The sequence below is a fragment of the Streptomyces sp. NPDC048751 genome (assembly GCF_043198595.1).
Taxonomy (GTDB): domain Bacteria; phylum Actinomycetota; class Actinomycetes; order Streptomycetales; family Streptomycetaceae; genus Streptomyces.
The window spans coordinates 56,749-76,282 of record NZ_JBICUX010000002.1 but is presented as its reverse complement, the minus strand read 5'-3'; the positions used below and the strand labels follow the sequence as shown (position 1 = coordinate 76,282).

Sequence of the window (19,534 nt, the reverse complement as noted above, 5' to 3'; positions counted from 1 at the left end):
ATTACGCCCCCGACGTGCGGAAGACCCTTGTGCCCACCGTCACGGCCAGCGTCGTCAGACCGACGGCCACCAGCACGCCGTACAGCATGTGCGCCGTCGCGTACGAGCCGACGTACGCGTCCCGCACCGCGTCCACCAGATAGCGGAACGGCATGAGGTGGGACAGGACGTCCAGCCAGGCCGGGCCCAGCGTCATCGGGAGCATCAGGCCGGACAGGAGCATGGCGGGCATGGTCATCGCGTTGATCGCGGGGCCGAACTCCCCGGGCGTACGGAGCTTCATCGCCAGGGCGTACGACAGCGAGGCCAGCGGCAGCGTGAGCAGCGCGACGAACGCGAAGCCGATCAGGACGCCGGCCAGCGGAGCGCGCAGCCCCATCACCACCGCCGCCAGCACCAGCAGCACCGCCTGGAAGACGAACACCGTGGCGTCCCGCAGCACGCGGCCGAGCAGCAGGGCGAGGCGGCTGACGGGCGTGACGCGCATCCGCTCCACCACGCCGTGCCCCTTCTCGATGATGATCGAGAAGCCCGCGAAGGACGCCCCGAACAGACCGAGTTGGAGCAGCAGCCCGGGGACCAGGAGCTGCCAGGAACTCCCCTGCCCGCCGAGCGGCAGGTCCGTCAGCAGCGGGCCGAAGAACAACAGGTACAGCAGCGGCATCAGGACGCCGAAGAGCAGCGCGAAGCGGGAGCGCAGGGACTGGCGCAGGTAGCGGCCGTAGACGAGTGCGGTGTCGTGAAGCAGCATGCGGGGACTCCTATACGGCCACGGGGGCGGCGTCGGCGGGGGTGGCGCTGCGGCCGGTGATGGCGAGGAACGTGTCCTGCAGAGAGGCGTCGATCGAGCCGCCGTACCGGAGCTTCAGCGCGCTCGGCGTGCCCTCCGCCACGACCACGCCCTGGTCGACGACCACCAGACGGTCGGAGAGCGCGTCCGCCTCGTCGAGGTAGTGGGTGGTCAGGAAGACGGTCGTACCGTGCTCGTCGCGCAGTCGGCGGACCAGGTCCCACAGATCGGCGCGGCTGCCCGGGTCCAGGCCCGTGGTCGGCTCGTCCAGGAACAGCACCTTCGGGCGGTGCGTGAGTGCCATCGCGATGTCGAGGCGGCGCCGCTGGCCGCCGGAGAGCGCGCCCGCCTTGCGGTCGAGCAGGTCGGTCAGGTCCAGCTCGTGCGCCAACTCCTCTGCACGCTCGGCCGCCTGGGACTTCGTCAGGCGGTACAGCCGCCCTTGGGTGACCAGCTCCTCCCTTACGGAGATCTGCGGGTCGACCCCTCCCGACTGCGCCACATAGCCGCAGGCGCGCCGCACGCCCGCCGGGTCGCTCGCCAGGTCGCAGCCCGCGACCGTGGCCGCGCCGCCGGTCGGGGCGAGCAGGGTGGTGAGCATCCGGAGGGTGGTGGTCTTCCCCGCTCCGTTCGGGCCGAGGAAGCCGAGGATCTCGCCCTCGCGCACGACCAGGTCGATCCGGCGCACGGCCTCCACGGGGCCGCGCTTGGTCTGGAAGGTGCGGGCCAGTCCGGCCGCACTGATGATTGCCATGACCCCAGAAAAACAGAGTCCCTTAAATTTTGCAACGCCTCCAAAATTCAAGGGAGCCCAAGGAACGTTAGGATTCGGACATGACAGAGGGGCTCAGGGAGCGGAAGAAGCGCGAGACCAGGCAGCGGATCTCGGACATCGCCACAGGGCTGTTCCTGGAGCGCGGGTTCGTACCGGTGACGATCGCGGAGGTGGCCGAGGCGGCCGACGTCTCCGTGAACACCGTCTACAACTACTTCCCGGCCAAGGAGGACCTCTTCTTCGATCGCTCCGCCGGTGTCGTCGACCGGCTCCCGCGCTGGGTGCGCGGACGGGACGTGGGGGAGTCCGCCGCCCGGGCCGTCCTGCGCGAGCTGCGCGCCGAGGTCGAGGCGGTCTCCCCGCGGATCGGACTGATGGAGGGCTTTGACCGCTTCCTGCGCGTCATCCAGGACGCCCCGCCGCTCCGCTCCCGGCTGTGGAGCCTCCAGCAGGAGGTCCTGGACAACCTGGAGGCCGCCCTGCGCGAGGAGACCGGGGCCGCCGTGGACGACCCGCTGCCGAACCTGATGGCGGGTCAGATCGGCTGGGTCCATCAGACGGTCTTCGCGATCATCGGTCGTGAGATGGTCGCGGGGCGCAATCCAGACGAAGTGTCCCGAGAGGTGCTCGTGCTTCTCGACGGTATCGAAGAGCTGTTGAGCGAGAAGGTGCTCAACTACGCCGTTCGAGGCGCGGGCTGAGCGGTGCCGGTGTGATGTCCGTCATGTGAGACGTGACGCGCATTACTTACCGGTCACGCAGCCCTTCCCGAGCGCTAGTGTCCGCCCCAGAGACGTACGTAAACAGCGCGTAAGGGGAGTCGGAGTGGCACGGAAGCTCGCCGTCATCGGGGCCGGTCTCATGGGGTCCGGCATCGCCCAGGTCTCCGCACAGGCGGGCTGGGACGTCGTCCTGCGCGACGTGACCGACGAGGCACTCAAGCGTGGCACGGACGGCATCAAGGCCTCGTACGACAAGTTCGTGAGCAAGGGCAAGCTGGAGGCGCACGACGCCGACGCGGCTCTCGCCCGCATCACCGCCACCACCGATCTGGACGCCGTCGCCGACGCCGATGTCGTCGTCGAGGCCGTCTTCGAGAAGCTGGAGGTCAAGCACGAGATCTTCCGCGCGCTCGACAAGGTCACGCGCGAGGATGCCGTGCTCGCCTCCAACACCTCCGCCATCCCGATCACCAAGATCGCGGCCGTGACGGAGCGCCCGGAGCGCGTCGTCGGCACCCACTTCTTCTCCCCGGTCCCGATGATGCAGCTGTGCGAACTGGTGCGCGGCTACAAGACGAGCGACGAAACCCTCGCCACCGCACGGGAGTTCGCCGAGTCCGTCGGCAAGACCTGCATCGTCGTCAACCGGGACGTGGCCGGCTTCGTCACCACCCGCCTCATCTCCGCCCTCGTCGTCGAGGCCGCCAAGCTCCACGAGTCGGGCGTCGCGACCGCCGAGGACATCGACCTCGCCTGCAAGCTGGGCTTCGGTCACGCCATGGGCCCGCTGGCCACCGCCGACCTCACCGGCGTCGACATCCTGTTGCACGCCACCAGCAACATCTACACCGAGTCCCAGGACGAGAAGTTCGCCCCGCCGGAGCTGATGCGCCGGATGGTTGACGCCGGTGACATCGGACGCAAGAGCGGGCAGGGCTTCTACAAGCACTGACACCGCACCCGCCCCTCGGGCATCACGCCATAGGGTGAATTCGGTATCGGTTCGCTCACAGACGGCAACCTCCGAGCGGCCTACGCCGTCAGAGGTTGCATCACCTAGACATGTCACATCGTGGAGCACGACGACGTACTCACGGGAGCGCATATGTACATCAGGGGCGACCACGTCGAGCTGGTCGTCGGGGGCCGCCTCGACGTCCGCAGCGCGGCGGACGCCCGTACGGTCCTGCACTCGGCCGTCGACGACGGCGTCGGCGACCTGGTGCTCGACCTGAGCGAACTGGACTCCTGGGACGCCACCGGACTCGGGGTGATCATGGGCGCCCACCGGCGGGCCGGCCGCTGCGGCCGACGCCTGGTGCTGCGCGGCGTACCGCCGCAGATGCAGCGCCTGCTGGTGGCGACCCGGCTGCACCGGATCCTGGCGATCGAGGGCGGCATCGGGGTCGAGTCGCTGCCCCGGGTGTGAGACCGGTCGCGGGTGGGAGACCGGTCGCGGGTGTGAATCCGCGGACGGGGGAGACCCGGGCGGCTCAAGGCAAAACGATCCACGCGCACAATCCTCACGAGACTGTGATGTCTCCGACGGCGCGGTAACCGGGACTGTCATAGATACTGTGCGAAGGTTTAGGGTTCGGCTGCCCGCCGCCCTGACAGCTCCGAGCGGGTACCGGACCAGAAGCGACAGCGAGGTGTGCGGCAAGGCCGGGAGGGGCTCGCACATGCACACGAACGCTTTTTGGGGGGCTTGAACCCATGGACCCGAACACCCGGGGACCCGAGGAGTACGGCCACGACGGCGAGGCCCGCGCATCGCGCCCACGCCCGTCCAGGGACCCCCTCACACCCGACTTCGGCCAGTCCGCACCGGCGCTCGCCCGCACGGTCCAGCTGGTCTCCGGCGACCACCTGCTTACCGTCAACCCCGTCGACGGCAGTGAGATAGAGCTCTGCCCGCCGCCCGAGCGGCCCGGCAGGCCCGAGAAGCTCACCGAGGCCGCGCGCGCCGAGGCCACCCGGGCCGCCAAGCCGCCCGTACCGCCGGGCCCCGCGCAACCCGCGCTGCCGCTCCTGGGCCGCCAGGAGGAGCGCGAGCAGCTGGTGCGGCTGCTCGCCCGCGGCCGCTCCGTACGCCTCACCGGTCCCGCCGGCTCCGGCCGCACCAGCCTCCTCGACATCGTCGCCGAGGACTGCTCCGACCTCGCCCCCGAGGGCGTGCTCCGCCTCAGCGGCTTCAACCGCACCGCGAACGACCTCCTCCACGACCTCTTCTACGCCGCCTACGACGCCCCCCTGTACCGCCCTGAACGGGACGAACTGCTCGCCCTCGTCCGTGAGATCGGCGCGGTCGTCGTGGTGGACGACCTCGAGTTCGGCGGCACCGGGCTCGACGAGCTGCTGGACGCGACGCCCGAGTGCGCCTTCCTGTTCGCCGCCACCCCCGACGTGCCCGCCCCCTCCGCCGACTCGTCCGTCGAGGAGGTCGCGCTGGGCGGCCTCGACCGGGCCGGCGGCGTTGACCTCATCGAGCGGGTCGTGGGCCGCGCGCTCACCGAAGAGGAGTCCAACTGGGCCGGTGACCTCTGGTTCGAGTCCGAGGGGCTGCCGCTGCGCTTCCTCCAGGCCGGCGCACTGCTGAGCCAGCGCGACCAACTGCGCGTCGGTGCCGCCGCGGTCGACGAGTTCGGCGTCTTCGAGGACGCGCGCCCCGTCGACGCGGTGGACGTGCCGTTCGACGCCGAGGACGCCGAGCCGACACCGCTTCCCTCGCTCGGTGAGGCCGCCGCGCCCGCGCCGCTGCTCGCCGCCCGGCTGAGCGACTCCGCCCGCACCACCCTGCGCTTCGCCGTCGCCCTCGACGGGGAGGTCCCGCACCAGGCGCACCTGCCCGCGCTGGTCGGCGACACCCACGCGGACGCCGCCCTCGGTGAACTGGCCGCCTGCGGACTGGTCTCGCCGGTCGGCTCCCGCTACCGGCTCGCCGCCGGTGTGCCCGCCCAGCTGGCCGCCGCCGGATACGGCGAGGACATCGAGGAGCGGGCCCTCGCCGCCGCCCGGCACTACACCTGGTGGGCCGGACACCCCTCGGTCACGCCCGAGAGGGTGTGCGCCGAGGCCGACGCCCTGCTCGCCGCGCTGGGCGTCCTGGTGCCGCTCGCCTCCCCGGCCGCCGAGGCCGCCGGGGCGGACGACGACGAGGACGAGCAGAGCATCGCCGTCCAACTCGCCCGCACGGCCGCGCCCGCGTTCGCCGCGGGACTGCACTGGGGTGCCTGGGAGCGGGCGCTGCGGGCCGGCGCGGAGGCCTCCCAGCTCGCCGGAGAGGTCGCCGAACAGGCCTACTTCCACCACGAACTCGGCGTCCTCGCGCTCTGCGAGGGGCAACTCGACCGGGCCCGCGCCGAACTGGAGGCCTCCATCGGGCTGCGCGGCGCGCTCGCCGACAAGCGCGGCACCGTCGCGGGCCGTCGCGCGCTCGCCCTGGTCGCGGACCGCACGGGCGACGTGCTGGGCCTCGCGGCGGCGATGGCCGGGGAAGAGGTCCCGGACGCGCGCTCGGAGGAGTCGGCGTCGCCCGCGGCCGGTGTCCCCGCCGCGCTGTCCGCCTTCCCACAGCTCCAGCCCCCGGTCAGCGACACCCTCGTCACCCACCAGGCCGCCACGCCGCCCGGCCCCTCCGGTCCGCCCGCGCGTCACGGCCGGGGTGGCCTCAAGGGGCTCGTCCGGCGCAATGCCGTGGCGGTCGGCGCGGGCACGCTGCTCGCGGCGGTGCTCGGCACGGTCGTGACGCTCGGCGCCACCTCCGACCGCGACACCAACCCCCCGTCGTCCGACCGGGTCGGCGTCAACCCGTCCGCCAGCACCGGTCTGGAGGACGGCAGCCTGGGCGCGGACGTACCGTCGCAGGACGACGGCAACGGCGACACCGGAAGGGCGACCAGCAGGCCGACGGACCCGGGCCCCGACGGCACGTACGGCACCACGGACGACCCGACCCCGACCCGGATCGACGAGCAGCCCTCGGACACACCGAGCGGGACACGCGGAACGGACGACGCCTCGCCGTCGCCGACCAAGCCGACGTCCAAGCCCACGTCGCCGAAGCCGCCGTCGTCGCCGATCAGTCCGTCGGCACCGTCGAGCCCGACGGGCACGTCCCCGGAACCGACCGACCCCGGGACGACTCCCCCGGCGACCACTCCGTCGGAGTCCGCCCCGTCCACCAACAACACGGCCGGCGGCCCCGCCTACTCCAGCACCCCGACGAAGACCACGGCCGGCGCGTCGGAGAGCACCGCGGAGAGCACTCCTACCGGTTCGGGCCCGGTGATCTGACTTCGTTCCCGCCGCGGGGGAATCCCGCGGCGGGAAGAGGCGGCTCAGAACAAGCGGAGCTTGTCGTCCTCGATGCCGCGCAGCGCGTCGTAGTCCAGGACGTGGCAGCCGATGCCTCGGTCGGTGGCGAGGACTCGGGCCTGGGGCTTGATCTCCTGGGCGGCGAAGATGCCGCGGACCGGGGCGAGATGCGGGTCGCGGTTCAACAGCTCCAGGTACCGCGTGAGTTGCTCGACGCCGTCGATCTCACCGCGCCGCTTGATCTCGATCGCGACGGTCTGTCCCTCGGCGTCCCGGCAGAGGATGTCGACGGGCCCGATGGCCGTCATGTACTCGCGCCGGATCAGGGTGTAGCCGTCGCCGAGGGTCTCGATGCGGTCGGCGAGGAGCTCCTGGAGGTGCGCTTCCACGCCGTCCTTGATCAAACCGGGATCGACGCCGAGTTCGTGGGAGGAGTCGTGGAGGACTTCCTCCATCGTGATGATGAGCTTCTCGCCCGCCTTGTTGATGACGGTCCAGACGCCCTCCTCGTCACCCGTGCCCTCCTTCAGCGTGCAGGGCGGCGACATCCAGTTCAGGGGCTTGTAGGCCCGGTCGTCCGCGTGGATGGAGACGCTGCCGTCCGCCTTCACCAGGATGAGACGGGGGGCGGAGGGGAGATGGGCGGTGAGCCGGCCCGCGTAGTCGACGGAGCATCGGGCAATGACGAGACGCATGGTCGGCAACGCTACTCGACGGGCGAGGGTGCACGCGATTCGCCCTGGATGACCCCTGTTACGTCGTGGCCGATTGTGTGCCGGACGGGAGTTGCCCATGTGGGCATTCTCCTGGTGCCGTCACCGTCTGTTGCCTACCGTAGTGAACGGGAGGTCGCGAAGTGTGTACGCAGCGTGCTCGACGTAGTGGTGTGCGGCCTCCCCATTCCGTGTCCGGCAACCCCTGCTGTGCGGGGGTGCGAGAGGAGTACCCATGTCGCTCGACGTCTCACCGGCCCTACTCGAACAGGCCGAGCGAGGCGAGGTCGACGAAGCAGAATTCGTCGACTGCGTCCGGACCTCCCTGCCCTACGCTTGGGAGATGATCAGCTCCCTGGTGGCCCAGCTGAAGGTCGACGGCGGAGCGTTCGCCGACAACCAGACGCCTCCGCCGGACGAGCAGGCGCGCGGCCAGCTCTTGCGCGCGCTCGCGAGTGACGCCATACGCGGCGCCCTGCAGCGGCACTTCGGTGTGCGGCTGGCCTTCCAGAACTGCCACCGGGTGGCCGTGTTCCCGCTGGACCCCTCGGTCGACGAGAAGTTGGCCCGCTTCACCTCGGTGCGCAGCCAACTGCTGAACCAGTCCCCGGAGTTCCGGGACTGCTGACGCGGTGAACCGCTTGCTTGCCGCTCCGTACGCGGGGGGTGTTTCCGTCGGAGCGGCAGGCATGGTTCCTCAGGGGTCCTTGCAAGGACCCCTCAGCCGAGGTGGGGGAGTACCTCGGCGCCGAGCCGTCGCAGGTTGTCCTCCGTGGCCGCGAGATCCCCGGAACCCTCGACGAGCAGGGCGAAGCGGGAGATGCCGGTGCGCTCACTGGTCGCGGCGAGCCGGTCGACGCACAGCCGGGGCGTGCCCACCGGGTGCAGTCCGCAGAGCAGTTCGGTGTACGCCACCGGATCCCGCATCCGGCGCGGTCGGCCGTCCACTGTCATATGCGCGTCGAGCCCCTGTTTCAGCCATCCTGGCATCGCCTTCACGAGTGCCTCCACCGCGTCCGTGCGCCGGTCCGCGATCTGGCAGACGCCGGCCGAGACATGTCCCGCGCCGAGGACCTCTTCCGGGGGCCGCCCGGCCGCGCGCGCGTACTGCCGCCACAGGGCGACCATCTCGGCCTTCTCCTCGTCCCCCACGTGCATGCCGAGCAGCATCGGCAGCCCGCGTTCGGCGGCGAGGCGCACGCTGGCCGGGGAGGTGCAGGCGACGATCACCTCGGGCCCCTCCTCCTCCGTGAGGGACTCCGAGGGCCTGGGGACGACGGGGACCTCGCGGAAGCGGAAGCGCTCGCCCGAGGCCCCGACCGAGGGTTCGCGCAGCCACCGGACCAGCAGATCGAGTGATTCCGGGAACCCCTTCTCGTACGCCTCCAGGCCCGCGCCGAAGACCTCCAGGTCGACCCACGGGCCACCGCGTCCGACGCCCAGCGAGAAGCGCCCGCCGCTCGTCATGTGCAGCAGCGCGGCCTGTTCGCCGAGGGCGACGGGGTGGACGGTGGGCAGTACGCTGACCGCCGTGCCGACACGGATGCGGCGGGTGCGGCCGAGCAGCAGGGCGGCGAGGGTGACCGCCGAGGGGCACGTGCCGTACGGCACGAAGTGGTGCTCGGCCAGCCAGACCGAGTCCAGCCCCGCCTCCTCGGCGACCTCGGCGGAGCGGACCGCCCGGTGCAGCGCCTCCCCCTGGCCCTGACCCGGGAACTGGGCCGCCAACACGAAACTTCCAACGCGCATGGCACTTCCTGTTTCCTTGGCTCCGACACGGAGCTCCCCCACCGGGCATAACCGCGCGACACGTGCCGAGGACACGGCCTGGTAAGGAGATTTGCCGATTGTCGGGAGAATGGGCCGCCGCGGAGGGGGACTTGTGGGGGGTTGCGTCCTGCGCGTACCCCGCTTCTGGCCGCGTAGGCTGGACATGGCCCGTGCTCCCTGTATAGCCCCGTGAGGTGTCCCGTGTCCCCGCGTCGCAACCGGCCCAAGGGTGCCGACTCGTCCCGGAGCGCCGAAGAAGACCGCACGAGCCGCTACGGCGGCTGGCAGTCCTCGGTGAGCTGGGACGGCGAGGAGTGGAACGTGCGGCACGTGGCCGGGGCGAGCGCCCAGGGCAAGACGTACCGCTGCCCCGGCTGCGACCAGATGATCCCCGACGGAGTGCCGCACGTCGTGGCCTGGCCCGACCACGTCGGCGTCGACGACCGCCGCCACTGGCACAAGGCGTGCTGGAACGCACGGGACCGCCGCACCCCGGGGGTGCGGCGGTCCCGTAACGCGCCGAGATTCTGAGCGCCGATCGCAGTGCGCTGAGTATCGACCTCGGCCTGTCCGCCTTCGCCGTCCTGTCCGACGGCAGCAAGATCGACAGCCCGCGCTTCCTGCGCCGGGCCGAGAAGAAACTCAAGCGCTGTCAGCGGGAGCTGTCCCGCAAGGCCAAGGGATCCAAGAACCGGGCCAAGGCCCGCATCAAGGTCGCACGCCGGCACGCCAAGGTCGCCGACCGGCGCCGGGACTTCCACCACAAGGCATCCACACAGATCATCCGCGACAACCAAGCGGTTTACGTGGAAGACCTCGCGGTGTCCGGCCTCGGACGCACCCGGCTGGCCAAGTCCGTGCACGACGCGGGATGGTCCGCGTTCGTACGGATGCTGGAGTACAAGGCTGCTCTGCACGGCCGTACCTTCGCCAAAGTGGACCGAACCTTCCCCTCCTCCCAGGTCTGCTCGACCTGCGGATACCGGGACGGCCCCAAGCCCCTCCACGTCCGGGAGTGGACGTGCGGCGCGTGCGGCACGGTCCACGACCGCGACCACAACGCAGCCCGCAACGTCCTCTTCGAAGGGCGCCGTATCGTCGCCGCCGGACGGGCGGAGACGCTAAACGCCTGTGGAGCGCCGGTAAGACGGGCACACGTGCCCGCACAGCGCGGTGAAGCAGAAAGCTCCCGGAAGGGTCAGACGACCCAGGCCGGAATCCCAGGACTTCAGGCCAGGGAGCACGTCAAACGTCCCGCTTCTCCAGGAGCGCGACGGCGCCCGCGAACGCGGCGGCCGTGACGCCCAGGATGATCCACAACGGGTCCCAGCCGGACGGGCCGGTGTCGGTGAGCGAGGTGGAGTAGAAGACACTGAGCTGGTTCGGGATCGAGTACTCGAACAGCGCCTGGCGCACGTCCTCCATCGACTCCGAGAACATGAACAGCGCGATGACCAGCGGGGCGAGGACCAGGCCGATCATGATGGTGATGGCACCCGCGGAGTGCCGGATGATCGAGCCGACCAGGAGCGAGAGCAGCCCGAGCAGCGCGATGTAGAGCGAGACACCGACCGTGCCCTTCAGCCACTCGCTGCCCGAGGGCGACCGCGCGCCGCTCAGCATGGCCACGTCGGCGAAGGCGACGAGCAGGGCCGAGAGCAGCGTGACGACGAACGCGACCGCGAAGAAGACGATCGCCTTCGCCGCCAGCACCCGCCCACGGGACGGGCACGCGGTCATCGTGGTCCGGATCATGCCGGTGCCGTACTCCGAGGCCGTGGTCAGCACGCCGAGCGTGATGACGCACATGCTGCCCAGCAGCAGCCCGAAGAAGCCGAACGACAGCGGGTTCTCGCCCGCGAGGTCCTGCTCCCCGGCGTTGGCGGAGACCAGCGCCCCGGCACCCAGCCCGATGCCGATGACGAGCAGGACGAACACGCCCAGCGTCCACATCGTGGAGCGCACCGACTTGATCTTCGTCCACTCCGAGGCGAGGGCGTGCCCGAGGTGCGTGGGCGTGATGGGGATCGGCGAGGTGTAACCGGGGTGCGAAGGCGCGGGCGCCGCCTGCCAGTGGGGTGCGGCCTGTGGCATCGGGGGCTGGGGGGTGCTCATCGGGCGTCCTCGGACTTGGTCGTGTCGACGGCGGGCTGAGGGGCGGAGGCGGGCTGAGGGGCCGAGGCGGCCTGAGCCGGCGCGGCGGCCTGAGCCGGCGCCGGTGCGGCCGCCGGGGCCTGGCCCTGCGGTGCCGCCGGGGCCTGCTGCGCGTACGGGTTGGGCTGTCCCGGGCCGGGCGCGGCCACGGGGGCGCCGGGAGCCGCGGGAGCACCCGGGGCGCCGTACGGCCCGGCGGGCGGCTGCGGGCCGCCGTGCGGGCCCGTGGGGGCCTGCACCGGCTGGCCCTGCGGCGGCGGAGGCGCGTACCAGCCCGGCTGGCCCTGCCCCGGCACCGGCATCGGCGGCTGCGCGCCGGGCGGCAGCGGCTGCTGGAGGCCGGCCTTCTGGTCGATGGTCGAGCGGTAGTCGACGGCGCCCTGCGTCATCCGCATGTACGCCTCCTCCAGCGAGGCCTGATGCGGCGACAGCTCCCACAGGCGTACGTCGGTGTCGTGGGCGATGTCGCTGATGCGGGGCAGCGGCAGTCCGGTCACCCGCAGCGCGCCGTCCTGCTCCGGCATCACCTGTCCGCCGGCCTCGGTCAGCGCCGACGTCAGCTTCTCGCGCAGCTGCGGCTCGGTGTCCGGGGTGCGCACGCGGGCGAAGTCGGCGGAGTTGGCCGAGATGAAGTCCTTCACGCTCATGTCGGAGAGCAGCTGCCCGCGCCCGATGACGATCAGGTGGTCGGCGGTCAGCGCCATCTCGCTCATCAGGTGGGAGGAGACGAAGACCGTACGGCCCTCCGCGGCGAGCGCCTTCATCAGGTTGCGCACCCACAGGATGCCCTCGGGGTCGAGGCCGTTGACCGGCTCGTCGAAGAGCAGCACCTGGGGGTCGCCGAGGAGCGCGGCGGCGATGCCGAGCCGCTGGCCCATACCGAGCGAGAACCCCTTGGACCGCTTGCGGGCCACGTCCTGGAGCCCGACCACGCCCAGCACCTCGTCCACGCGCCGCGCCGGGATGCCCGACAGCTGGGCCAGGCTCAGCAGGTGGTTGCGGGCGGCACGGCCGCCGTGCACGGCCTTGGCGTCCAGCAGGGCACCGACCTGGCGGGGCGCGTTCGGCAGCTTGCGGTACGGGTAGCCACCGATCGTCACCGACCCCGAGGTGGGGTTGTCCAGGCCGAGGATCATCCGCATGGTCGTCGACTTGCCGGAGCCGTTGGGCCCGAGGAAGCCGGTGACGGCGCCCGGCCGCACCTGGAAGGAAAGGTTGTACACAGCGGTCTTGTCGCCGTAGCGCTTGGTCAGGCCGACTGCCTCGATCATGCTCCGCACCCATCGAAAGGTTCAGGACAGCGGGGCACACGCCCCCCGTAAGGGTTAGGAGGATATCCGGGCGCTGACGGTTCCATCCAAGAGGAGGTAAAAGGTCGAGCCACCACGGGCCCGACCGGTCAGGCGTCCCTCCTCTTCAACAGGACGTAACCGCCGACGAGGGCCGCCACCACCCACAGCAGCATGATGCCGAGGCCGCCCCAGGGCCCGTACGGGGTGTCGTCGTCGAGCGGGGTGACCACCTGCATGATCCGGCTGCCGGCCTGGTCGGGCAGGAACCGGCCGATCTTCTTCGTCGCGTCGACGTTGCCGAGGATGTTGGAGATGAGGAAGAAGAACGGCATCAGGATGCCCAGCGACAGCATCGGCGAACGCAGCATCGTGGCCACGCCCATCGAGAACACCGCGATGAGGGTCATGTAGAGGCCACCGCCGACGACCGCGCGCAGCACACCGGGCTCGCCGAGCTCCGTGCGGTGCGAGCCGAGCATCGCCTGGCCCAGGAAGAACGTGGCGAAGCTGGTGGCCAGGGCGACGACCAGGGCGAGCCCCGTGGCCACCGCGATCTTGCTGAACAGGAAGGTGCCCCGGCGCGGTACGGCGGCCAGGGAGGTGCGGATCATGCCGGTGCTGTACTCGTTGGAGACCACCAGCACCCCGAACACGATCATCGCGAGCTGACCGAGGGTCATCCCGGCGAAACTGATGAACGTCGGGTCGAAGGAGAGCCGGTCCCGCGCGCTCATCGAGTCGAACTCGTTCTTTGACAGCGCGGAGATCAGCATGCCGAGGGCGATGGTGACGACCACGGCGAGGGAGAGCGTCCACACGGTGGACGCGACGGAGCGGATCTTCGTCCACTCGGAGCGGATGACCTGGGTCGCCGCCATGCTCAGCCCCTCCTCCAGTCGTCGCCCCAGCCTTGCGCGGGCGCGTCGGTGTGCGCGTGGTACTCGACCGACTCCGCGGTCAGCTGCATGAACGCCTCCTCCAGCGAGGCCTGCTGGGGGCTCAGCTCGTGCAGCACGAGCTGGTGCCGCGCCGCGAGCTCCCCGATGAGCTCCGACTTGCTTCCGTCCACCTCGAGCGTGCCGTTGCCGGTCTCCACGACGGTGATCCCGGCCCCGTGCAGCACGTCGAGCAGTCGCTCGCGCTGGGGGGAGCGGATCCGGACGTAGGAGCGCGAGTTGCGCTCGATGAAGTCGGCCATGGAGGTGTCGGCGAGCAGGCGTCCCTGGCCGATCACGACGAGGTGGTCGGCGGTCAGCGCCATCTCGCTCATCAGGTGACTCGACACGAACACCGTGCGCCCCTGGGCCGCCAGCGACTTCATCAGGTTGCGGATCCAGTGGATGCCCTCGGGGTCGAGGCCGTTGACCGGCTCGTCGAACATCAGGATCCGCGGGTCGCCGAGGAGCGCGCCCGCGATGCCGAGCCGCTGCCCCATGCCCAGCGAGAACCCCTTGGCCTTCTTTCGGGCGACCGCGGTCAGCCCCACCGTGTCGAGGACCTCGTACACCCGCTTCCGCGGGATGCCGTTGCTCTGCGCGAGGCACAGCAGATGGTTGAAGGCGCTGCGCCCACCGTGCACGCCCTTCGCGTCCAGCAGGGCACCGATGTACGTCAGCGGGTCCTTCAGCTGCTCGTAGCGCTTGCCGTCGATGCGGACCTGTCCGGCGGTGGGCCGGTCGAGCCCGAGCACCATGCGCATCGTCGTCGACTTCCCGGCACCGTTGGGCCCGAGGAACCCGGTCACGATGCCCGGTCTGACGGTGAACGTGAGGTTGTTGACCGCCACCTTCTCGCCGTACCGCTTCGTCAGCCCCTCGAGCTCGATCATGCGGTTCACGCTAGAACGCGACGAAGCCCCCTGCCACCGGAGTGGCAGAGGGCTTCGCAGTTGTTCACACGTCAGCCGCCGGAACGTTACCGGGACTGCTGGGCCGGAACCCCGCGGGAGATCGGCTCGTCGTCGGCCGGCGTGCCGGCGGCGGCCACCGCGGCGCCCGTGAGCGTGGCGAGCATCTCGCGCACGTTGGTGAGCTGGGCGTTGATGGAGTCGCGGCGGTTGGTGAGGGCGGCCAGCTCGCGCTCGGATTCCGAGCGGATGCGGTCGGCCTTGGCGTTCGCGTCCGCGACGATGTCCTCGGCCTGGCGCTGGGCGGTCTCCACCGTCTGGCGGGCACGGCGCTCGGCGTCGGTGCGCAGCTTCTCCGCCTCCAGACGCAGCTGCTCGGCGCGGTGCTCGATCTCCGCCAGGCGCTTCTCCGCCTTCTGCTGACGCGAGGCCAGGTCGCGCTCGGACTGCTCGCGGCGCTTGGCCAGGTTGGTCTCGAAGTCGGCGGCGGCCTGGGCGGCCTTGGCGCGGGTCTCCTCGAAGAGGGCGTCGGCCTCCTCACGCTTGGACTGCGCGTCCTTCTGGGCCTCGGAGCGCAGCTGCGACGCGTCACTCTTGGCCTTCTCGACGATCCGGACGCCCTCGTCCTCCGCCTTGGCCTTGCGCTCCGCAGCGAACGATTCTGCGTCGTTGCGGACCTGCTGGGCCGCGGACTCGGCGAGTTCGCGGTGCTGCTCGGCGGCGCGACGGGCCTCCTCCCGCAGGTCCTTGGCCTCCTCCTCCGCGAGGCGGAGGATCTTCTCGACACGCGCGCCGAGACCGGCGTACGACGGCTCGGCGTCGCTCACCTGTGCCTGGGCGTTCTGCGTCTCGAGGTGGAGCTCCTCGATGCGCTTCTCGAGGGCGGTGATACGGGCCAGAGCGCTGTCACGGTCGGAGACGAGCTTCGAGATGCGGTCGTCCACCTGCGCGCGGTCGTATCCACGCCGCACAAGCTCGAAGCCGTAGGGGGAAGTGTCGCTCATGGGGTTCCTGTCGAATGAGACCGGTGAGGTGATAGGGGGAATCCTAGGGGCCGAAGCGGTGTGTCATCGAGCGGATACGGTTTCGATCTGGAGAATGACACCCCTTTTGAGTGGCTAACCCGGGGACGGCTTGCCAAAAACTTGGTCAAATGCCCCAGACAACACCGGAACCCGACCGCTCCGCTAGCTCTCCGAGGACTTGCCACCCGATCGAGGAGCGCCCACCGAGGCGCCGGCCTTGACCCCGCCGTCCTTGGCCCCTGACGGGGCCTCGAAAGACTCCAACGCCTCCAGGACGTCCTGGACACGGGAGATCTCGGCGTTGATGTCCTCGCGACGGCGCACCAGGACCTCCAGCTCCCGCTTGCCCTCCTCGACCGTGCGCCTGGCCTCGCGGATCGCCTCGGCCTTCAGCTCCTCGGCCTCCCGAACGAGCGCCGCCTTCTTCTGCTCGGCCTCCTTCAGCAGCCCCTCGGCCTTCTTCACCGCGGCGATACGGACCTTGCCCGCCTCGGAGTTGGCGTCCGACACCAGCTCCTTCGCCTTGGCCTGCGCCTTGGCGAGCTGCTCCTCCGCCGCCTTGATCAGCGCGTCGCAGCGGTCGCCCGTCGACTTCATCGTCTCGGCGGCCTCGCGGCGGGCCCGCTCGTGCAGCTCCTCGATCTCCGCCGTGAGCCGCTCACGCAGCTCCTCCGCGCGCTCCCGGATCGCCGTGGCGTCCCGGCGCGCGCCGACGAGCAGCTCGTCGGCGTCCGTACGGGCCTTCTCCACGCGCGCGTTGCCCTCGCGGGTCGCCTCGGAGACGAGCCGGTCGGCCTCCGTGCGGGCCGCGCCGACCATCGTGTCCGCCTGCGACTCGGCGTCCGCGGTGGTCTTCTGCGCCTGCTGCTGCGCCTCGGTGAGCAGCTTGTCCGCCTCGGCCGTGGTCTCCGTGATGAGCTTGTCGACCTGCTCGGCGGCCTCGGAGCGCCGCTTGTTGGCGTCCTTGCGGGCCTCGTCCAGCGTCGAGTCGGCCTCCTCGCGCGCCACGGCCATCATGCGGTCGGCCTCCGCGGCCGCCTCCGCCCTGACGCGCTCCGCCTCGGCACGGGTGCGCTCGGCGTGCTGCTGCGCGGACGCCACCGTGTCGGCGGCCTCGGCACGCAGCCGCTCCGCCTCGCCGCTCGCGTCCGCGAGGATCTGCTCGGCCTGGGCGACCGTCTCCGACCGCAGCCGCTCGGCCTCGCTCAGCGCCTCGGCCCGTACCCGCTCCGCCTCGGCGGCCGTGTCCGACTGGAGCCGCTCGGCCTCCGCGATGGTCTCCGTCTGGAGCCGCTCCGCCTCGGACCGCGCCTCGGTGATGAGGGTGTCCGCCTGCGTCGCCGCGTCCGACCGGATCCGGTTGGCGTCCTCGCGGGCGTCGGCCCGGGTGCGGGAGGCGTCCTGCTCGGCCTGCGCGATGGTGTCCGACGCCTCCGTGCGTACGCGCTGGGCGTGCGCCGCCGCGTCCGACCGCAGCCGCTCCGACTCCTCGATCGCCTCCGCGACCGTACGCTCGGCCAGCGCCTTGGCGGCCTCCGACTCCTCGTGCGTCTGGCGCCGCAGCCGCGCCGCGTCCTCGCCGGCCCGCTCCCGCTCGGCGTAGGCGTCGGAGCGGACCCGGTCCGCCTCCTCCTCGGCCTCCCGGCGTGTACGGTCCGCCGCGTGCTCGGCGGCGCTGCGCAGCCCGGTGATCTCCTCCTGCGCCTGCTCGTGCAGCCCGGCGACGGAGTCCCGCACCTGCTGGGCGTGCTGCTCGGCCGCCGACACCATCTCCGACGCGCGCCGGTCGGCCTCCTCGACCAGCCGTACGGACTCGGCCTGGGCGTCCTCCACGCGCTTGCGCGCCGACGCCAGCAGCTCCTCGCTCTGCTCGCGGGCCCGCTCGCGCTCCTGGTCGGCCTCCTGGCGGGCGGAACCGAGGAGTTCCTCGGCCTCGCGGCGGCGCCGGGCGGCCTCCTCCTGGGCGGCGGCCAGCGTCTCCGACGCCTCCGTGGCCAGCCGCTCGGCGGCGGCCTGCGCCTCGGCGCGCACCCGGTCGGCGGTGTCCTGGGCCTCCGACTTAAGCCGCTCCGCCTCGGCCGCGGCCTCCGACCGCAGGCGGACGGCGACGGACTCGCCCTCGGCGCGGGACGCGGACGCGTCGGCCGCGGCCTCGTTGCGCAGCCGGTCGGCCTCGTCCTCGGCCTGCTGCTGGAGCGTACGGATGCGTTCGGCGGCCTCGCCGCGCAGCCGATCGATCTCTTCGGCGGCCTCGCGGCGGATCCGCGCGGCCTCCTCACGGGCGTCCGTCAGCGCCTGCTCGGCGGCGGCGAGCCGCTGCTCGGCGTCCGACTGCAGACGCGACAGCTCCTCGGCGGCGTCCGCCTGCCGGGCCGCGACCGCGCGCTCGGTCTCCTCGCGCAGCTCGCGCGCCGCCTGCTCGGCGTTGGAGGTGATGGTCTCGGCCAGCTCCACCGCCTCGTCACGCTGGCGCTCGGCCTCCGCGCGGGTGCGCTCCAGGGTCTCCTCGGCCTGCCGGCGCAGCGTCGTCGCGCGCTCGATGGCCTCGGTGCGGACCTTCTCGCTGTCCGTGGTGGCCTTCTGGCGCAGCTCGTCGGCGTCGGCCTTCGCCTTCGCCAGCAGCTCCTCGGCGGTCTTGGCCGCCTCCTCGATCTGCTGGACGGCCTCCTTGCGGGCCTCCGCGCGGATCTTGTCGCCCTCGGAGACCGCCTCGGAGCGCAGCTGCTCGGCCTCGCCGCGCAGTCGGCGGGCCTCCTCCTGGAGCTCGACCGTCTTGGCGCGGTACTCCTTGGTGTCGTCCTTCGCGGCGCCCTTGAGCTGCTCGGCGATGTCGTGCGCCTCGGCACGCAGCCGGTCCGCCTCGGCCTCGGCCTCGCGGCGGATCCGCTCCGCCTCCTCGGACGCCGCCCGCGTGGTGCTGCGCGCGTCCTCCTGGGCCTTGTTGAGAACGTCCTCGGCGGTCTTGGCCGCCTTCGACAGCTGGGTCGCGCTCTCCTCGGCGGTGAGCGTACGGGCCTTCTCGGCGGCCTCGGCCAGGACCTTCTCGGCCTCGGCGCGGGCGTCGGCGACGATCTGCTCGGCGTCCGCCTTGGTGGTCTCGGCCTCCTTGGTGGCCTCGCTGACCAGCCGGGCGACCTGCTCCTTCGCCGTACGGGTGCGCTGCTCGTTGGTCGTCTCGGCGCTGGCGAGGGCCTTCTCGGCGGCGGTCTTGGCCTCGGTGACCAGCTTCTCGGCCTCGGCGCGCGCCTCGCGCAGCGCGGTCTCCGCCTCGGCCATGCGCTGCTCGGCGGCACGGCTGAGCTCACCCGCCTGGCGGCGCGCGGCGTCCGACTCGGTCGCGGTGGAGGTGCGCAGCTGCTCGGCGTGGTCGGTGGCCTCCTGCGCCTGCGTGGAGGCGGCGTTCAGCAGCCGCTCGGCGTCCGCGCGGGCGCGGCGCAGCAACTGCTCGGCCTCCGCGCGGGCCGACTCGGCCTCGCTCTGGAGCCGCTGCCGGGCCTCGGAGGCGACCCGCTCGGCCTCCGCGCGGGCCGCGGCCAGCGCCTGCTCGGCCTCGGCACGCGACTCGTCGAGAAGACGGCGGGCCTGTTGCTCCGTACGGGCGCGCAGCTGCTCCGCCCAGGCGACGTTCTCGTTGACGTGCGACTCGACGGTCTGGCGGCGCTCCGCCAGCTCCTGGTCGAGCTGCTGACGCCGGGAGACGGCCTCCTGGTGCAGCTCCGACTGGAGGCGCGCGGCCTGCTCGGCGTGCTCCTGGAGGATCCGCTGGGTCTGCGCCCGCGCCTGGCTCAGCTCGCGCTCGGCCTCCTGGCGCAGCTGGTCGGCCTGCATCTGGGCATTGCGCAGCAACTGTTCGGCCTGATAGCCGATGTCCCCGCCGTCGAAGGCGGGCCGGGACATGATGGTGCGCCGCGCCTCGTGCAACTTGGCGCGCAGCACCTCGACCTGGTAGCCGAGGTCCTCGGCATGCTGGATCGCCTTTTCCCGCTCGGTCTTCAGCCGTTTCATCTCGGCTTCGAACCGAGTGAGGTGGTCGACGTCAGCCGCCGGCTCCCGCTCCTGGCTCTCGTAGCCCCGCACTGCGCGGTCCCATCCGTCCCCTGGTCGCAACCTTCTCCGTACGAGCTCCGTCC

General features: G+C 71.6%; 16 protein-coding genes and 1 pseudogene. 7 read left to right on the top strand and 10 right to left on the bottom strand.

The features are described 5' to 3' along the window. Nucleotide 1: 1 nt before the first annotated feature. Nucleotides 2-751: an ABC transporter permease gene (locus ACGFNV_RS07195; protein WP_393620165.1), complete on the bottom strand. Its 750-nt coding sequence runs from the start codon at nt 749-751 to the stop codon at nt 2-4. A gap of 10 nt (nt 752-761) precedes the next feature. After that, nucleotides 762-1,544 carry an ABC transporter ATP-binding protein gene (locus ACGFNV_RS07190; RefSeq protein ID WP_393620163.1) on the bottom strand — a complete coding sequence of 261 codons (783 nt, stop codon included), beginning with the start codon at nt 1,542-1,544 and terminating at the stop codon, nt 762-764. 80 nt (nt 1,545-1,624) lie between these two features. Between ACGFNV_RS07190 and ACGFNV_RS07185 the strand changes: the two genes are divergently transcribed. The 4 genes from ACGFNV_RS07185 to ACGFNV_RS07170 all read left to right on the top strand — a co-directional run bounded on the left by ACGFNV_RS07185 (nt 1,625) and on the right by ACGFNV_RS07170 (nt 6,583). Continuing rightward, complete coding sequence (locus ACGFNV_RS07185) at nt 1,625-2,266, top strand: TetR/AcrR family transcriptional regulator (protein WP_393620161.1); 642 nt, start codon at nt 1,625-1,627, stop codon at nt 2,264-2,266. Nucleotides 2,267-2,390: 124 nt separating this feature from the next. Further along, on the top strand, nt 2,391-3,239 hold the full coding sequence (locus ACGFNV_RS07180; RefSeq protein WP_133927067.1) for a 3-hydroxyacyl-CoA dehydrogenase family protein: 849 nt from the start codon (nt 2,391-2,393) through the stop codon (nt 3,237-3,239). A gap of 153 nt (nt 3,240-3,392) precedes the next feature. Beyond that, nucleotides 3,393-3,716, top strand: coding sequence for an STAS domain-containing protein (locus ACGFNV_RS07175; RefSeq protein ID WP_393620160.1), 324 nt, complete (start codon nt 3,393-3,395; stop codon nt 3,714-3,716). Between the two features lie 287 nt (nt 3,717-4,003). Then, on the top strand, nt 4,004-6,583 hold the full coding sequence (locus ACGFNV_RS07170; protein WP_393620158.1) for an ATP-binding protein: 2,580 nt from the start codon (nt 4,004-4,006) through the stop codon (nt 6,581-6,583). Between the two features lie 44 nt (nt 6,584-6,627). On the opposite strand, the gene nucS is transcribed toward ACGFNV_RS07170, so the two are convergent. Beyond that, nucleotides 6,628-7,299, bottom strand: coding sequence for an endonuclease NucS (gene nucS / locus ACGFNV_RS07165; protein ID WP_393620156.1), 672 nt, complete (start codon nt 7,297-7,299; stop codon nt 6,628-6,630). Nucleotides 7,300-7,552: 253 nt separating this feature from the next. Between nucS and ACGFNV_RS07160 the strand changes: the two genes are divergently transcribed. Beyond that, on the top strand, nt 7,553-7,945 hold the full coding sequence (locus ACGFNV_RS07160; protein WP_037680606.1) for an SCO5389 family protein: 393 nt from the start codon (nt 7,553-7,555) through the stop codon (nt 7,943-7,945). Nucleotides 7,946-8,037: 92 nt separating this feature from the next. Here the strand turns inward: ACGFNV_RS07160 and ACGFNV_RS07155 are convergent, their stop codons facing one another. Further along, complete coding sequence (locus ACGFNV_RS07155; RefSeq protein ID WP_393620154.1) at nt 8,038-9,066, bottom strand: LLM class flavin-dependent oxidoreductase; 1,029 nt, start codon at nt 9,064-9,066, stop codon at nt 8,038-8,040. 222 nt (nt 9,067-9,288) lie between these two features. Between ACGFNV_RS07155 and ACGFNV_RS07150 the strand changes: the two genes are divergently transcribed. Both ACGFNV_RS07150 and ACGFNV_RS07145 read left to right on the top strand, forming a co-directional pair. Beyond that, nucleotides 9,289-9,618, top strand: a complete 330-nt coding sequence (locus tag ACGFNV_RS07150) for an ATP/GTP-binding protein (protein ID WP_393620153.1) — start codon at nt 9,289-9,291, stop codon at nt 9,616-9,618. A gap of 20 nt (nt 9,619-9,638) precedes the next feature. Continuing rightward, a pseudogene (locus tag ACGFNV_RS07145) lies at nt 9,639-10,388 on the top strand (RNA-guided endonuclease TnpB family protein); the annotation flags it as partial. Here the strand turns inward: ACGFNV_RS07145 and ACGFNV_RS07140 are convergent. The 6 genes from ACGFNV_RS07140 to scy form a co-directional block, all read right to left on the bottom strand. After that, nucleotides 10,333-11,202 carry an ABC transporter permease subunit gene (locus ACGFNV_RS07140; protein WP_393620152.1) on the bottom strand — a complete coding sequence of 290 codons (870 nt, stop codon included), beginning with the start codon at nt 11,200-11,202 and terminating at the stop codon, nt 10,333-10,335. The pseudogene ACGFNV_RS07145 and the gene ACGFNV_RS07140 overlap by 56 nt on opposite strands. Next, complete coding sequence (locus ACGFNV_RS07135; RefSeq protein ID WP_393620150.1) at nt 11,199-12,512, bottom strand: ABC transporter ATP-binding protein; 1,314 nt, start codon at nt 12,510-12,512, stop codon at nt 11,199-11,201. The genes ACGFNV_RS07140 and ACGFNV_RS07135 overlap by 4 nt, the downstream gene beginning before the upstream one ends. Nucleotides 12,513-12,640: 128 nt before the next feature. Continuing rightward, nucleotides 12,641-13,411, bottom strand: coding sequence for an ABC transporter permease (locus tag ACGFNV_RS07130; RefSeq protein ID WP_393620148.1), 771 nt, complete (start codon nt 13,409-13,411; stop codon nt 12,641-12,643). 2 nt (nt 13,412-13,413) lie between these two features. Continuing rightward, nucleotides 13,414-14,361, bottom strand: coding sequence for an ABC transporter ATP-binding protein (locus ACGFNV_RS07125; protein WP_393620146.1), 948 nt, complete (start codon nt 14,359-14,361; stop codon nt 13,414-13,416). Nucleotides 14,362-14,447: 86 nt separating this feature from the next. After that, complete coding sequence (locus ACGFNV_RS07120) at nt 14,448-15,383, bottom strand: cellulose-binding protein (protein WP_133927059.1); 936 nt, start codon at nt 15,381-15,383, stop codon at nt 14,448-14,450. Nucleotides 15,384-15,566: 183 nt separating this feature from the next. Beyond that, nucleotides 15,567-19,481 carry a polarized growth protein Scy gene (scy, locus tag ACGFNV_RS07115; protein WP_393620144.1) on the bottom strand — a complete coding sequence of 1,305 codons (3,915 nt, stop codon included), beginning with the start codon at nt 19,479-19,481 and terminating at the stop codon, nt 15,567-15,569. Nucleotides 19,482-19,534: the final 53 nt, after the last annotated feature.

Coding starts and splice junctions, on each gene's coding strand:
- ACGFNV_RS07185 (WP_393620161.1), top strand. CDS start 1,625: ATGACAGAGGGGCTCAGGGAGCGGAAGAAGCGCGAGACCAGGCAGCGG.
- ACGFNV_RS07140 (WP_393620152.1), bottom strand. CDS start 11,202: ATGAGCACCCCCCAGCCCCCGATGCCACAGGCCGCACCCCACTGGCAG.
- ACGFNV_RS07160 (WP_037680606.1), top strand. CDS start 7,553: ATGTCGCTCGACGTCTCACCGGCCCTACTCGAACAGGCCGAGCGAGGC.
- ACGFNV_RS07170 (WP_393620158.1), top strand. CDS start 4,004: ATGGACCCGAACACCCGGGGACCCGAGGAGTACGGCCACGACGGCGAG.
- ACGFNV_RS07120 (WP_133927059.1), bottom strand. CDS start 15,383: ATGAGCGACACTTCCCCCTACGGCTTCGAGCTTGTGCGGCGTGGATAC.
- ACGFNV_RS07135 (WP_393620150.1), bottom strand. CDS start 12,512: ATGATCGAGGCAGTCGGCCTGACCAAGCGCTACGGCGACAAGACCGCT.
- ACGFNV_RS07125 (WP_393620146.1), bottom strand. CDS start 14,361: ATGATCGAGCTCGAGGGGCTGACGAAGCGGTACGGCGAGAAGGTGGCG.
- nucS (WP_393620156.1), bottom strand. CDS start 7,299: ATGCGTCTCGTCATTGCCCGATGCTCCGTCGACTACGCGGGCCGGCTC.
- ACGFNV_RS07130 (WP_393620148.1), bottom strand. CDS start 13,411: ATGGCGGCGACCCAGGTCATCCGCTCCGAGTGGACGAAGATCCGCTCC.
- ACGFNV_RS07190 (WP_393620163.1), bottom strand. CDS start 1,544: ATGGCAATCATCAGTGCGGCCGGACTGGCCCGCACCTTCCAGACCAAG.
- ACGFNV_RS07195 (WP_393620165.1), bottom strand. CDS start 751: ATGCTGCTTCACGACACCGCACTCGTCTACGGCCGCTACCTGCGCCAG.
- ACGFNV_RS07155 (WP_393620154.1), bottom strand. CDS start 9,066: ATGCGCGTTGGAAGTTTCGTGTTGGCGGCCCAGTTCCCGGGTCAGGGC.
- ACGFNV_RS07175 (WP_393620160.1), top strand. CDS start 3,393: ATGTACATCAGGGGCGACCACGTCGAGCTGGTCGTCGGGGGCCGCCTC.